Raw genomic sequence first — 12489 nt, 5'->3', positions numbered from 1 at the left:
GCCGGAGAGGGGGCGTCGGCACCTAGATGCGGGCGCCGTCGTCGTCCTCATTCTTTTCCTGCGGAAGCCGCATGATGAGGAACACCACCGACGCCACGAAAGCTGCAACAATTCCCAGGATCGCAACAAGGGGAGCGGACCGCCAGAACATTGCGGTGAAGAGCAGCGCGATGGGCCCTCCCACTGCACCAACCCACGCCAGCATGGTCAACGGCTCCGTGCCGGCAAGGCTCGGAGGCTCCTCGGGAACGAAGGCGTCATCGTCGTCGTCCCCTACCTCGAAGTCACGTGGCCCCAAGGGGCGGCCGGCACCTTCGGAAGGCTCGGGAACCGCGGCCGCTTCGGCGGGCGGCGTGGTCAATCCCAGGGGGTCGAAATCCTTGAAGGCCTTGTTGGACCCACGCTGTGGCCCCCCGGCGTCGCCGGGAGCCGGGTCCAGGGGACCGGCCGACGGCGGGCTCCCGGCGGCGGAGGCTCCTGTCCCCTCCAACCGGGCCACCAGATCCAGCCACACGGCGTCGTCGTCCTTGTTGGCGCTCTGATCGGCAGAGTTGGCATCAGGCCTGTTCATGGGCAGTGTCCTTTTCGGGGGAGGGCCCGTGTCCGGCCAGGGTTGCTACGGTTTGTTGAATGAAGTCCACGGTACCCGCGAAGATCTCCGGGGCATCGTTGTCGAGAGTAGCCACGTGGTAGCTGTTGCTGAGGTATCTGACGTCTACCGGTGCGTTGACCCGGGCGCGCAGGAAATTCAGGCTCGCTTCTGAGATCACGTTGTCCACGGTGGATTTGTAGACCCGGACAGGGGAGTGGATGCGGGGCAGGTTCGCTGCAGTGTCCTTGTACATCTTCTTCAATTGGTGCGCTGCGGCAACAGGTGTGCGGGCGTAGGCGCCTTCATTCTGGTCCGGTTTGAGGATGTCGTTGGCAATGGCCGGCGTTGTCTTCACCACGTACTTAAGCGCAGCGACAATGACTGCCCGTGGATCATCGAGGACCAAGCCGGGATTGACCACCACGGTTCCTGCCACCGGACGCGTCGCCGCGATGCGCAGCGCCAGGGTGCCACCCATGGACAGGCCGGCGCTGAAGACGTAATCGCACTCGGCGGCCAGTTCAAGGTAGGCGTCATCCACTGCCCGGTGCCACTCCTGCCAGGACCGGGTGGCCATGTCCTGCCACGTGGTGCCGTGCCCGGGCAACAAGGGCAGCCTGACAGCATAACCGGCCGCCGCCAGATGCTCGGCCCATGGCCTGACACTGTGCGGACTGCCGGTAAAACCGTGGGACATGACGACACCCACGCGGGGGCCTGTCCCGTTCCAACTGCTGAGGAACGGCGAGAAATCCGGAAGCATGTTCATGATGACTCCGAGGCTACTCTGTCCCCGGCGTGCTGACGGAAAAACCTGGCTGATTCTTCGAAAATGGTGGGTGCGTCAACATCCAGTGTGGCCACATGGCCGCTGTGCGGAAGCGTCACCACTTTCAATCGGGAGGACGCGATGTGGCGCTCAATGGCCGCTACAGAACTGGGCGGGACCACCTCGTCCACGGAGGACTTGAAAACCAAGGCCGGAGCCTGCACCTTGGGCAATCCGAGAGTGGCCGCCCGAAAGAGCTTCTTCAGTTCATGGACTGACTTCAGGGGCGTCTTGGAGTAGTCGCCATCCTGGGTGGAGACCGGAGCCGGTTTGTCTTCGACGATGGGTGTAGTGGTGGGCATGACGTATTTCAGTGCAGCTACGTACCTCACGCGGCGGTCATAGAAGCTCAAGCCCGGATTGACCAGGACCAGCCCGGGAACATCATGCAGGGAAGCCACCCGCAGTGCCACAGCGCCGCCCATTGACAATCCCGCCACGAAACACTTTTCAGTCTGCCCCGCCAAGTCCAGGTAACTCTGCTCAAAAGTCCGGTACCAGTCCTGCCACCGCGTTGTTGCCAGGTCCTGCCACGTGGTTCCGTGACCGGGCAGCAGTGGTACTGAAACGGCGAATCCTTGCTCGGCCAAGTACTCCGCCCACGGGAGGACACTGAGCGGACTACCGGTGAATCCGTGGCAGATGGAAACTCCGGTGCTGGCATTGGGTCCGTGCCCGGCATGGTGGAAGGCAAGCGGCGCTGCAGGTGTGTGGCGTTCCGTCATGTGTCCCATCGTGTCACTGTTCCGGACATTTCTCACTGGAGTAGGGTTGCAGTTGAGTGCCCGCCGGGTTGCCGGAAGCATGCCAACCGTCGGCCGTGAGAGGACAACCGTGTTCTATTGGGTCATGAAAAGGATCTTCCTGGGTCCCATCCTCAAACTCCTGTTCAGGCCATGGGTCAAGGGCTTGGACAACGTCCCTGAAAGCGGCGCCGCAATCCTGGCGTCCAACCACCTGTCCTTTTCGGACTCCATCTTCCTGCCTCTGATGGTGCACCGGCCGGTGATCTTCCTGGCCAAGTCCGAGTACTTCACCGGCAAAGGCTTCAAGGGGCGGCTCACGGCGCTGTTCTTCAGGCTGAGCAACCAGCTCCCCATGGACCGTTCCGGAGGGGCGGCATCCGAGATGTCGCTGCAGGCAGGCAAGGACGTCCTCGCCTCCGGGGGCCTGTTGGGAATCTACCCGGAAGGCACCCGCAGCCCTGACGCCCGGCTCTACCGCGGCAAGGTGGGTGTAGCGCGGCTCGCCCTGCAAACGCGGGTCCCCGTGGTGCCGGTCGCCATGATCGGGACGGAGAAAGTCCAGCCCATCGGTAAGCGGCTACCCAGTATCCGCCGGGTTGGCATCATCTTTGGACAACCCCTGGACTTCAGCCGCTACTACGGCATGGAGGACGACCGCCTGATCCAGCGGGCAGTGACGGACGAAATCATGTACGCCTTGATGCGTCTCTCCGGCCAGGAATACGTTGATGAGTATGCCGCCGTGGTCAAGGCGCAGTTGGCCGGCAAGGGCCCGGAGCCTGTCCACCAGCTCGAGGTCACAGAGGAGGCCACCGAAGACATTGCGGAGGACAGGGATGAACCTGGAGCCGGCGGGGACGGAACATCCCGGAAACTGTGACGCGGGCAGCCGCATCGGTTACGCCCTCTGTCCCGCAACCTTGCCGGAGGCTACTACTCTTGAAGGGTGACTGAGCTAACCGCGAACACCGCATCCTCCACAGCAGATCCCCTCGCCAGCACCGCCCAAAGCGGGGCAGCAAACTATCCCGGGCTCGACGCCTGGCGGGACCTGCCGATCTCCCAGCAGCCCACTTGGTCCGACGCCGGCGTTTTCGAGGCTTCGGTCAAGGAGCTTTCCGTGGTGCCGCCGCTGGTTTTCGCCGGGGAAGTGGACGTTCTCCGGGAGCGACTGGCAGCTGCGGCACAGGGCAAGGCTTTCCTCCTGCAGGGCGGCGATTGCGCTGAGACGTTTGAGGCCGCCACCGCGGACAAGATCAGCGCCCGCGTGAAGACCATCCTGCAGATGGCAGTGGTGCTTACCTACGGTGCTGCCATGCCCGTCATCAAGATGGGCCGCATGGCCGGCCAGTTTGCCAAGCCGCGCTCGTCCAACGATGAGACCCGTGACGGCGTGACGCTTCCCGCCTACCGCGGCGACATCGTCAATGGCTACGACTTCACCCCGGAGTCCCGCGCCCATGACGCCGGCCGCATGCTGAAGGCGTACCACACCTCTGCTTCCACCCTGAACCTCATCCGTGCGTTCACCCAGGGTGGCTTCGCGGACCTGCGACTCGTTCACCAGTGGAACAAGGGCTTCACGGAAAACCCGGCGCACGCCCGCTATGAGTCGCTGGCACGCGATATTGACCGTGCCATCAGCTTCATGGACTCTTGTGGTGCCGACTTCGAGGCACTGAAGCGGGTCGAGTTCTTTGCCAGCCACGAAGCGTTGCTGCTCGACTATGAGCGTGCCCTGACCCGCATCGACTCACGCACGGGCCTGCCCTACGACACCTCCTCACACTTCCTGTGGATCGGCGAGCGGACCCGTGAACTGGACCACGCGCATGTCGACTTCCTCTCCCGCGTGCGGAACCCGATCGGCGTCAAGCTTGGGCCCACCACCAGCGGTGACGATGCTTTGCGCCTGATCGACAAACTGGACCCCAACCGGGAACCGGGCCGCCTGACGTTCATTACGCGCATGGGCGCTACGAACATCCGCGAAAAGCTGCCAGCTGTCGTCGAGCGCGTCACCGCCTCAGGGGCGCAGGTGCTGTGGGTCACCGATCCCATGCACGGCAACACTGTCACGTCACCGAACGGCTACAAGACCCGCAACTTCGACGACGTCATCGATGAGGTCCGTGGCTTCTTCGAGGTCCACCACTCGTTGGGTACCGTCCCCGGCGGCCTTCACGTCGAAATGACCGGCGACGACGTCGCTGAGTGCCTGGGCGGTGCTGATCCCATCGACCAGGACGCTTTCCTGGACCGCTACGAGTCAGTGTGCGATCCCCGCCTCAACCACATGCAGTCCCTCGAGATGGCCTTCCTGGTGGCAGGAGCCCTCTCCAAGCAGTAGGCAAGCAGCAAAAAAGGCGCGGTCCGGATGAATCCGGACCGCGCCTTTTTGCTGTCTTCAGCTGATTGGAGCGGGCCGCTAGACGACAGTCAGGGTAACAACGGAATCTTCCGGCACTTCAGTATTGACGGGGCTTTGGTCACGGACGGTGCCGAAGAAGCCGCCGAGGATCTTGTTGATCTCCACCTTGAAACCCAGCTTCTTCAACTCCTTCTCAGCCTCATCGGCCTGTTTGCCAATGAAGCTGGGAACCTTCACCATCTTGGGCCCCTTGGACACGGTCAGCGTCACGGCTTCGCCCCGGATGAGGGTGCCGTTGGCCGGCGTCTGGGAGACCACTGCGCCCTTGGGGACCGACCTGTCATTGACGGTCTCCGGAGCGATCACTGCTTTGAGCCCGGCGTCCTGGAGGGCCTTGACTGCGGCGTCCTGGGCCTTGCCGCGGACGTCCGGCACAGGAATCGGCTGAGGGCCCTTGGAAACTTCCAGGGCCACAGGCGTACCGTGCCGTACTTCAGTGCCCTTGGCCGGGTCCTGGGCAATCACGACGCCGGCAGGTACTTTCTCGTCAAAGGCTTCGGTGACGTTCCCCAAGGCCATTTCCGCGGCATTGAGTGCCGTCTTGGCCTCGTCCAGGGTGCCGCCGGTCAAATCGGGCAAGGGGAAGAGTTGGGCCCCCTTGGAAACGAAAAGGGTGATGGGCTGGAACTTCCGTACTTCGGCGCCGGATTCGGGCTCAGTTCCGACCGCGAGTCCGGCCAGGATGTCGTCGTCGAAGACGTCTCGTGGCTCCGATTGGAAGCCAGCAGTACGGAGGAGTTGTTGTGCCTCGGCAACAGTCTTGTTTTTGACGTCGGGTACGGTCCCGGGTGATCCCGGCCCCATGCCGAAGAACCACCCGGCTGCGGCCGCGAGCATCGCCAGGATGATGATCACGATGGTCCAGATCACGCCACGACGGCGGGGATTGCCTTCCCTGAGGGGGCGGACAGGGGTTGCGGCAGCGCGTGCGCGGTCTTTGGTCTGTTGCCTCTCGAGCCTCTTCAGCTCACGCTTACCCGGTTGGCGAAGATCCTGCTCGACATCCCCGCCTGACGCTGCCCTGGAGTGCTGAACAGCAGAACCACCGGCGGCCATGATGGTGGTCGGGTTGCTCTGGTGGCTGATGAACTCGGTAGGTGAGGCCGTGGTTGGCAGCGCTTCCGTGGGACTGCCGGCGCCGCCACCCAGCGCGGTGGTTGCGGACGCGGCGGGGTAGGGGTTGGGTCCCGGGCCTTGCCGGTGGTCCAACTGTTGGTCGGTCAGCGTGGTTCGGATGTGGCGGAGTTCGGCCAGGAGGGCAGTGCCGTCCACAGGCCTGTTCTCTGCATCTGTTGACGTGCACCATTGAACCAGTTCGTCAAGGTCTTCGGCCAGTCCGGGAACAATGTCCGAGGGGCGTCCCACCACCGCGTTGACGTGCTGGTACGCCACCTGAATGGGGGAGTCGCCGTCGTAGGGCTGCTTGCCGGTTAGCATTTCGTAGAGCATGATGCCCGCCGAGTAGATGTCGCTCCGGGCATCTGCAGGTTGCCCCAGAACCAGTTCGGGAGCCAGGTAAGCCACGGTGCCGATCAGGGCGCCGGTGCTGGTGTTGGCTGAGACCGCCCGGGCCAGGCCAAAATCACCCACTTTGATACGGCCGTCGTCGGCGATGAGGACGTTCTCGGGCTTGATGTCCCGGTGGATCAAGCCGGAGCTATGGGCAGCGGCCAGTCCTTCGATGACAGGATCGATCAGTGCCAAGGCAAGCCTCGGTGCCAGGGCGCCTTGCTCGGTGAGGACGTCGCGGAGGGTGTGGCCCTTGACGAATTCCATCACCAGGTAGGCGACGTGTCCGTCTTCGCCTTGGTCCAAAACGCCCACAATGTGGGGGTGGGAAAGGCTGGCGGCGGCTTTTGCTTCGCGGCTCAGCCGCTGCAGGAAGGTGGGATCGTTTGCCAGGTGTGGGTGCAGGACTTTGAGGGCCACGTCGCGTTCAAGGCGCTGGTCCGTGGCCAGGTAGACGGTGGACATTCCGCCCTTGGCGAGGCGGGAACGGACCAGGTACCGGCCGTCCACCATGGTCCCAATGAAGTGGTCCTGCGTTGGTTCTTGCACCATACGATCCTAAACGAGACAGGGAAGGGGCCCGAATCCACATTGGGCTGGCCAATGGGATCCGGGCCCCTTCCGAGGTGCTGCTGAAGCCTAGCCGAAAGTGCGCTGGCGGGCCTTGATCGATTCAACGTAACGCTTGGTGTCGTCGTACATGCCGTACTTGCTGACCGAGTACTGGCCCTGGTAGTAACCGGCAATCGCGGTGTCCAGGTCCTTGCTGGTGGCGATCAGTGCGCGGATGATGGCGACACCTGCCGTGGCGTTGTCGTAGGGGTCCAGAAGGTTCAGCTTGCGGCCCACCAGGTCCGAGGCCCACTGGCCGGACGACGGAATGACCTGCATGGTGCCGATGGCGTTGGCAGGTGATACAGCCCGCTGGTCAAAGCCGGATTCCTGTTCCGCGAAAGCAAGCGCCAGGGAGGGGCTGACGCCCATGCGCCTGGCCGTATCTGCCACGATGCTCTTCATTTCGGCGCGGCTGGGCACCGGGGAAGCGTTGAGGAGGGCCTTGTTCTCGTTGGCCGAGCTCACCACGGCCGCCGGGTAGGTGAAGCCCAGGAAGGTGCTGGGAACCAGCGGCTTGGTCTCGCCGGCCGGCTGAAGTCCGGGTCCGGGGATGGTGAGCTTCTGGCCCGGGTAGATGACTGTGGTTGCAGACACCTTGTTGGCGGTCATCAGCGCGCTCAGTGAAACGCCGTGGCGCGAGGCGATGGAGCTGAGTGTATCGCCGGCCTTGATGGTGTAGGAACCTGTGCTTGCCGAGGGGGCAGGCGCGGGCGCCGGGGCAGGCGCGGGGGCAGCGGGCGTGGAGGGCGCAGAGCCGCCGCTGACCTTGATCTTCTGGCCCGGATAGATGATGGAGCTTCCATTGAGGTTGTTCCAGCTGAAAATGCTTGACAGGGGTACGCCATGCTTGGCGGCAATCGCGCCCAGGGTGTCACCGGAAACCACTGTGTAGATGCCGGCGTTGCCAGGGGCGCTCGGGGCCGCCGGCGCGGAGGGCTGGGCGGGCGTGCTCGTGGCGGTGCCCGTGAGCTTGATGGTCTGGCCCGGGTAGATCAACGTGGTGGCCGAAAGCTTATTCAGCTGGAGGACTGCATTGGTGTCCAGGTTGAAGCGGCGGGCGATCGCGCTGATGGTATCGCCACGAACGATCGTGTAAGTATCCGGAACCGAAGGGGCCATGGGGCGCAGGGCTGCGGGCAGCGTGGCCGCCACAGCCTGTGCGGGGATGACGGTGCCGGCATTGACGGCTTGCGCCTTCATTGCTGCAGCAAGTGTGGCAGGGACTTTGCGGGGCTGGGGTGCCGGGGAAGCCATGGACGGCTGGGCCAGGGCAAGCGAGGACAAGACCACGGCGGGAAGCGCAGCCGTGGTTGCCGCAATAACCGGCATGCTCATGGTTCGTTTCGGCGAGCGGGGCGTCGTCATGAAGTGTCCTCATCTCAACAGCGGGGTGTTGGGTGGCGCTGTTGTCAGTGTTGCCAATGTTACTGATGTTATCAATGGTGCAAGTGTGATCAGTGTGAATCTCTCACACTTATTCAATCGACACAACAATTCCTGTCGTACGGGATTATGGATACCGAATTATTGCCAAGAAATGGCGACTTAAAGGCGGCGGCCGGGTGCCGTCGTCGAACCCCGGCTAGGCGCCGGGCAGTGCGGCGTGGCAACCTTGTTCCGTGAGTAATGTAGAAAGCCTTGTTTCCGACTGGCTCCCGCTGCCGGATGTCGCCGAGCTGCTGGAAGTTTCCATCACCAAAGTCCACGGACTCCTTGATGAGCGTGCGCTGGTAGCCATCAGGCGGGGAGAGCGGAATATCCGCTCCGTCCCGGCCTTGTTTCTTCAGGATGGGCATGTTGTAGACAGCTTGAAGGGAACCATCGCGGTTCTCAGCGATGCCGGCTACAACGACGCAGAGTTGATCATCTGGCTCTTCACCCCGGATGAATCACTGCGGGGCCGTCCCATCGACGCCCTGCGCGAGGGACGGAAAACTGAAATCAGGCGTCGCGCCCAGTCTCTCGCCTGGTAAAGGTGCCTCCCCGGCTGAAAAACCCGGAACTGAATTAAAACGACGACGACGGCGGGTTCCACCGCCGTCGTCGCGTCATGTCCTCCCGGAGCCGGTCACCACTGGCTGAACCACCCAGCTGAGGCTGCGCGTTATGCTGCGCGGCTGACGGCGGCCTCCGCCAACTGCCTCAAGGCTGTGAGCGGCACGTCATCGAGTGGCAGTTGTTCCAACGCTTCAAAAGCCTGGTTGCTCAGCTCGGCAATCCGCGACTCCGTGGCATCCAAAGCACCGCAGTGCACCATGATGCGGCGGATATGGGCTACATCGTCTTCGCCAAGGTCCGGATTACCCAGCATGCGATCAAGGTATTCCGCTTCGTCGGCGGTTGCCTGGTTCAAGGCAAATCCAACAAGCACGGTGCGCTTGCCTTCCAACAAGTCATCGCCAGCCGGTTTGCCGGTGGTTTCGGGATCGCCAAAGACTCCAAGGACGTCGTCCCGCATTTGGAATGCCTCGCCGAGCGGCAAGGAAAACTCTGAGTAGTTCTTCAGCAGCCCCGCGGGGGCGCCGGCAAGCGCTCCGCCCAATGCCAGCGGATGTTCAGTGGAGTACTTTGCTGATTTGTACCGGATGATCGATTGTGCGCGATCCACCGAGCCCGCCCGGTCACGAACAGGGCCGGCCACCTCTTCAAGAATGTCGAGGTATTGGCCCGCCATGACCTCGGCCCTCATGACATTGAAAATGCGGCGCGCGGGGGTTCCCGCGGCGGCCCGCACTCCGATTTCGGTAAAGGACTCCTCGCTGAAGGACAAGCAAAGGTCTCCGGTCAGAATGGCAGCGGCATCCCCAAAGCGCCCGCTGTCCAGAGCCCAACCATTCATTTTATGGAGTTGGCTGAAGCGTTTGTGCACGCTGGGTCCACCGCGGCGGGTATCGGATCGGTCAATGATGTCGTCATGGATCAGCGCCGCTGCCTGGAACAGTTCCAGCGCGCATCCGGCAGTAACGATGTCAGGGTCTCCGGCTTCACCGCCTGCGCCCCTCCAGCCCCAGTAGCACATCAGCGCACGGAGGCGTTTGCCACCAGTGACCAGGTTGGATATTGAGCCGATCAGCGGTTCGACGTCCGGGGACACCGTAGCCATGACTTCCTGTTGCACTGACAGAAAGTCTCCCAGCTTGCCTGCAACGCCGTTGATGAACCCGGTCTGTTCGGATGCCACCTGGGAGAGTGCCGTCACTTGATGGATCCCGACGCCACATTGGCGCCAATGGTGAACGTGGATACGCCTTCCTTCTGCCGTATTGATACGTTCACGGTCTCGCCATCGCCCCTGATGAAGTCCAGTGAGGTGACGTTGCCCACGGCCGCAGGGCCAGGGACAAGCTTGAAGCCCTGGGCCTCCAAGGATGCTTTGTAGTAATCCACCACGCCCTCCGGCGGAGCCTTGACGGTTCCGACCAGTGCAACAGTTGCCAGTGAGGTGCTCTTGTCGAAGCTGCTGGAACGGACGGATGTCTTGGGCATGACGGGGATCAATTGCTCAGGGAAGCCGGGAACAAGGGCGTTCACGGTTGCCGTTGCACCGGGCGCCGGGGTGGCTGACTCCGTGGCCGTTGCAGTCTCCGGTGCTGACGCAGACGCCGAGGCGGAACCGGACCCCGACGCTGCAGGCGTGGATGGTGTCGACTGCGATGAAGCATCTGTGGGGGAGGGGGCGGCTGAGCCTCCTGAGGGAGGCGTGCATGCCGAAGCCGCTACGGCGACACTTGCTGCGAGCAGGGCAAACCCTCGCGATCGAGGAGTTCCGAAGAGCTTCACAGGGTATCCTTCCGTGGGCTGAGCCTGACTGTGCCTCCAGTTTAGTCAGTGGCCGGGCATAGTATTGCCGATGTGAGGCAGGAAGCATTCGGCAGCGGCCCAGGGGCCGGTCATGAGCCCTCCCGCAGCGCTGGTAATGCACTGCGGGAACTGAGGCGAACCAGCATACTTCACGTTGATATGGACGCGTTCTTTGTCTCCGTTGAACTCCGCAGCCGGCCGGATCTTCGGGGAAAGCCAGTCATTGTGGGATTTCCCGCCGAACGGTCAGTGGTCCTCTCTGCTTCTTACGAAGCCCGGGCCACCGGAGTAAAGTCCGCGATGCCGATGTCCATAGCCATGAGGCGCTGTCCCTCCGCGGTGATCATCAATCCGCGGCACACGGTGTACTACGAAGTGTCAGGCCAGATCATGGAGATCTTTGCCTCCATTACGGATCTGGTGGAACCCCTCAGCGTCGACGAAGCATTCCTGGATGTTGGCGGTGCGATTCGCCGGCTCGGTTCACCCTTGGAGATAGGCCACCTCATCCGGCGCAGGGTTCAGTCAGAGCTGGGCATCACTGCATCCGTGGGAATCGCAAGCACCAAGTTCGTTGCCAAGATCGCGTCGACGCGGTGCAAGCCCGACGGAATCCTGCAGATCAACGCCGAGGACACCCTTGACTATCTCCACAGCCTTCCGGTCAACGCATTGTGGGGTGTGGGTGGAAAGACCGGAGAAGTGCTCGCCCGGCTTGGCATCCGGACAGTGGCAGATGTGGCAGCTACTCCCTTGGCCTCTTTGAAGAAGGTCCTGGGTGCCAGCGGCGAACATGTCCACCGCCTGTCCATGGGGGTCGATCCTCGACCGGTGACCCCCACCAGGTTGGAGAAGAGCATCGGAGCCGAGGAGACGTTCTCCAACGACACCGGGGATGATGCCCTGTTGCACAAGGAACTGCTGCGCCTATCGCACCGGACGGCGGGCAGATTGCGCAGTTCAGGCATGCTGGCCAGAACCGTCGCCTTGAAGCTGAGGTACTCGGACTTTTCAACCGTCACGCGGAGCCGGACCGTCCACGCCCCGGTGGACAGTGCGCAGATGATCTACCAAGTGGCTGTGCAACTGCTGGAGTCCCTGGGCCCGCGGTCAATGAGTGTCCGACTCGTAGGGGTTCGGGCCGAGCAGCTTGAGCCTGCCGGACAGACGTCCCTTCAGCTGAGCCTGGATCGCCGGGATGATAACTGGCGGGCAGCGGAGCAGGCATTGGACCGCGTTTCAGAACGTTTCGGTTCCAAGACCCTGCTTCCTGCAAGGCTCCTGGAACCGGGAAAACCTCCCACAGGCACCTGATCGGCTGTGAGCTTGGTCCCGCCGGGCTCCGGGCGTCTTTCAGAACGGCGTCGGACAAACTATCCTATTTATTACAGAGATTTAGATCGTCTGGACAAACTGTTTCCTGAACAGTCGGCCCTGAGATGCCCGCTGAACCACGAGGGAATTTTGGGAACGATTTTCTTGGTCCGATCGTTTTGGAAACAGACGCACAGAATGCGTTGTGTCCAGACGCTGGCTGACTAAAGGAGGTCGCGATGCCCCTCTCGGAGCACGAACAGAAGCTGCTTGAGCAACTGGAAAAGCAACTTCATGAGGACGATCCGAAGTTCGCCAGCACCATGGGCTCGGATCCCATTCGCAGTTGGTCAACCCGGCATGTGATTATCGGCGTGCTCGGCGCCATTGCCGGCATCCTCCTCCTGCTCGTGGGAGTGTCGATGCAGGCGATACCAGTGGGTGTCCTCGGCTTCGTCGTCATGGGTGCTGGCGTTTACTTCGCCACGCTGCGCGGAGCAGCCTTTGGCAAAGCCGGCAAAGGCAAGCCCGCGAAGGGCAAACCCAAGAGTTCCTTCATGAGCAGCTTGGAAGAGCGCTGGGACGAGCGGCGCCGCGACGATTCCTGAGCGTTCGTTCCACTTTCCACCACCGGCATTGCCGGCCATCCTGC

The 12489-nt window shown here is 62.6% G+C and carries 13 protein-coding genes; 6 read left to right on the top strand and 7 right to left on the bottom strand.

Annotation, left to right across the window (positions count from 1 at the left end; genetic code table 11):
* Positions 1-22: 22 nt before the first annotated feature.
* Genes ACIQLI_RS07455 through ACIQLI_RS07445 form a run of 3 tightly spaced genes read right to left on the bottom strand, consistent with a single transcriptional unit; the run spans position 23 to position 2146 of the window.
* Positions 23-571, bottom strand: coding sequence for a hypothetical protein (locus ACIQLI_RS07455; protein WP_354232772.1), 549 nt, complete (start codon positions 569-571; stop codon positions 23-25).
* Complete coding sequence (locus ACIQLI_RS07450; protein ID WP_400386674.1) at positions 558-1361, bottom strand: alpha/beta hydrolase; 804 nt, start codon at positions 1359-1361, stop codon at positions 558-560. Before ACIQLI_RS07450 ends, ACIQLI_RS07455 begins: the two co-directional genes overlap by 14 nt.
* On the bottom strand, positions 1358-2146 hold the full coding sequence (locus ACIQLI_RS07445) for an alpha/beta hydrolase (protein ID WP_400386671.1): 789 nt from the start codon (positions 2144-2146) through the stop codon (positions 1358-1360). The genes ACIQLI_RS07450 and ACIQLI_RS07445 overlap by 4 nt, the downstream gene beginning before the upstream one ends.
* Positions 2147-2255: 109 nt before the next feature.
* On the opposite strand from ACIQLI_RS07445, the gene ACIQLI_RS07440 reads away from it, so the two are divergent.
* Positions 2256-3047 carry a lysophospholipid acyltransferase family protein gene (locus tag ACIQLI_RS07440; protein WP_354232819.1) on the top strand — a complete coding sequence of 264 codons (792 nt, stop codon included), beginning with the start codon at positions 2256-2258 and terminating at the stop codon, positions 3045-3047.
* A gap of 66 nt (positions 3048-3113) precedes the next feature.
* A complete protein-coding gene (locus tag ACIQLI_RS07435; RefSeq protein WP_089594486.1) occupies positions 3114-4517 on the top strand; it encodes a class II 3-deoxy-7-phosphoheptulonate synthase in 1404 nt (467 codons plus the stop codon).
* Between the two features lie 78 nt (positions 4518-4595).
* On the opposite strand, the gene pknB is transcribed toward ACIQLI_RS07435, so the two are convergent.
* On the bottom strand, positions 4596-6659 hold the full coding sequence (gene pknB, locus ACIQLI_RS07430) for a Stk1 family PASTA domain-containing Ser/Thr kinase (protein ID WP_400386667.1): 2064 nt from the start codon (positions 6657-6659) through the stop codon (positions 4596-4598).
* Between the two features lie 87 nt (positions 6660-6746).
* On the bottom strand, positions 6747-8087 hold the full coding sequence (locus ACIQLI_RS07425) for a LysM peptidoglycan-binding domain-containing protein (RefSeq protein ID WP_354232776.1): 1341 nt from the start codon (positions 8085-8087) through the stop codon (positions 6747-6749).
* 254 nt (positions 8088-8341) lie between these two features.
* Between ACIQLI_RS07425 and ACIQLI_RS07420 the strand changes: the two genes are divergently transcribed.
* A complete protein-coding gene (locus ACIQLI_RS07420; protein ID WP_089594489.1) occupies positions 8342-8695 on the top strand; it encodes an Rv2175c family DNA-binding protein in 354 nt (117 codons plus the stop codon).
* Between the two features lie 131 nt (positions 8696-8826).
* Here the strand turns inward: ACIQLI_RS07420 and ACIQLI_RS07415 are convergent, their stop codons facing one another.
* Complete coding sequence (locus ACIQLI_RS07415) at positions 8827-9921, bottom strand: polyprenyl synthetase family protein (RefSeq protein WP_400386663.1); 1095 nt, start codon at positions 9919-9921, stop codon at positions 8827-8829.
* Entirely contained in the window at positions 9918-10208 is a 291-nt protein-coding gene (locus ACIQLI_RS07410) for a hypothetical protein (protein ID WP_400386660.1), read from the bottom strand. The genes ACIQLI_RS07415 and ACIQLI_RS07410 overlap by 4 nt, the downstream gene beginning before the upstream one ends.
* Between ACIQLI_RS07410 and ACIQLI_RS07405 the strand changes: the two genes are divergently transcribed.
* The 3 genes from ACIQLI_RS07405 (at position 10207) to ACIQLI_RS07395 (ending at position 12445) form a co-directional block, all read left to right on the top strand.
* A complete protein-coding gene (locus tag ACIQLI_RS07405; protein ID WP_354232779.1) occupies positions 10207-10524 on the top strand; it encodes a hypothetical protein in 318 nt (105 codons plus the stop codon). The two genes, ACIQLI_RS07410 and ACIQLI_RS07405, sit on opposite strands and share 2 nt — an antisense overlap.
* 50 nt (positions 10525-10574) lie before the next feature.
* Entirely contained in the window at positions 10575-11837 is a 1263-nt protein-coding gene (gene dinB / locus ACIQLI_RS07400) for a DNA polymerase IV (RefSeq protein ID WP_400386657.1), read from the top strand.
* A 239-nt stretch (positions 11838-12076) separates the two neighbouring features.
* Positions 12077-12445, top strand: coding sequence for a DUF3040 domain-containing protein (locus ACIQLI_RS07395; protein WP_089594493.1), 369 nt, complete (start codon positions 12077-12079; stop codon positions 12443-12445).
* Positions 12446-12489 lie beyond the last annotated feature (44 nt).

The sequence above is a fragment of the Paenarthrobacter sp. NPDC091669 genome, assembly GCF_044756725.1.
GTDB classification, from domain to species: domain Bacteria; phylum Actinomycetota; class Actinomycetes; order Actinomycetales; family Micrococcaceae; genus Arthrobacter; species Arthrobacter bambusae_C.
This window is presented reverse-complemented; position numbering and strand designations above follow the sequence as displayed.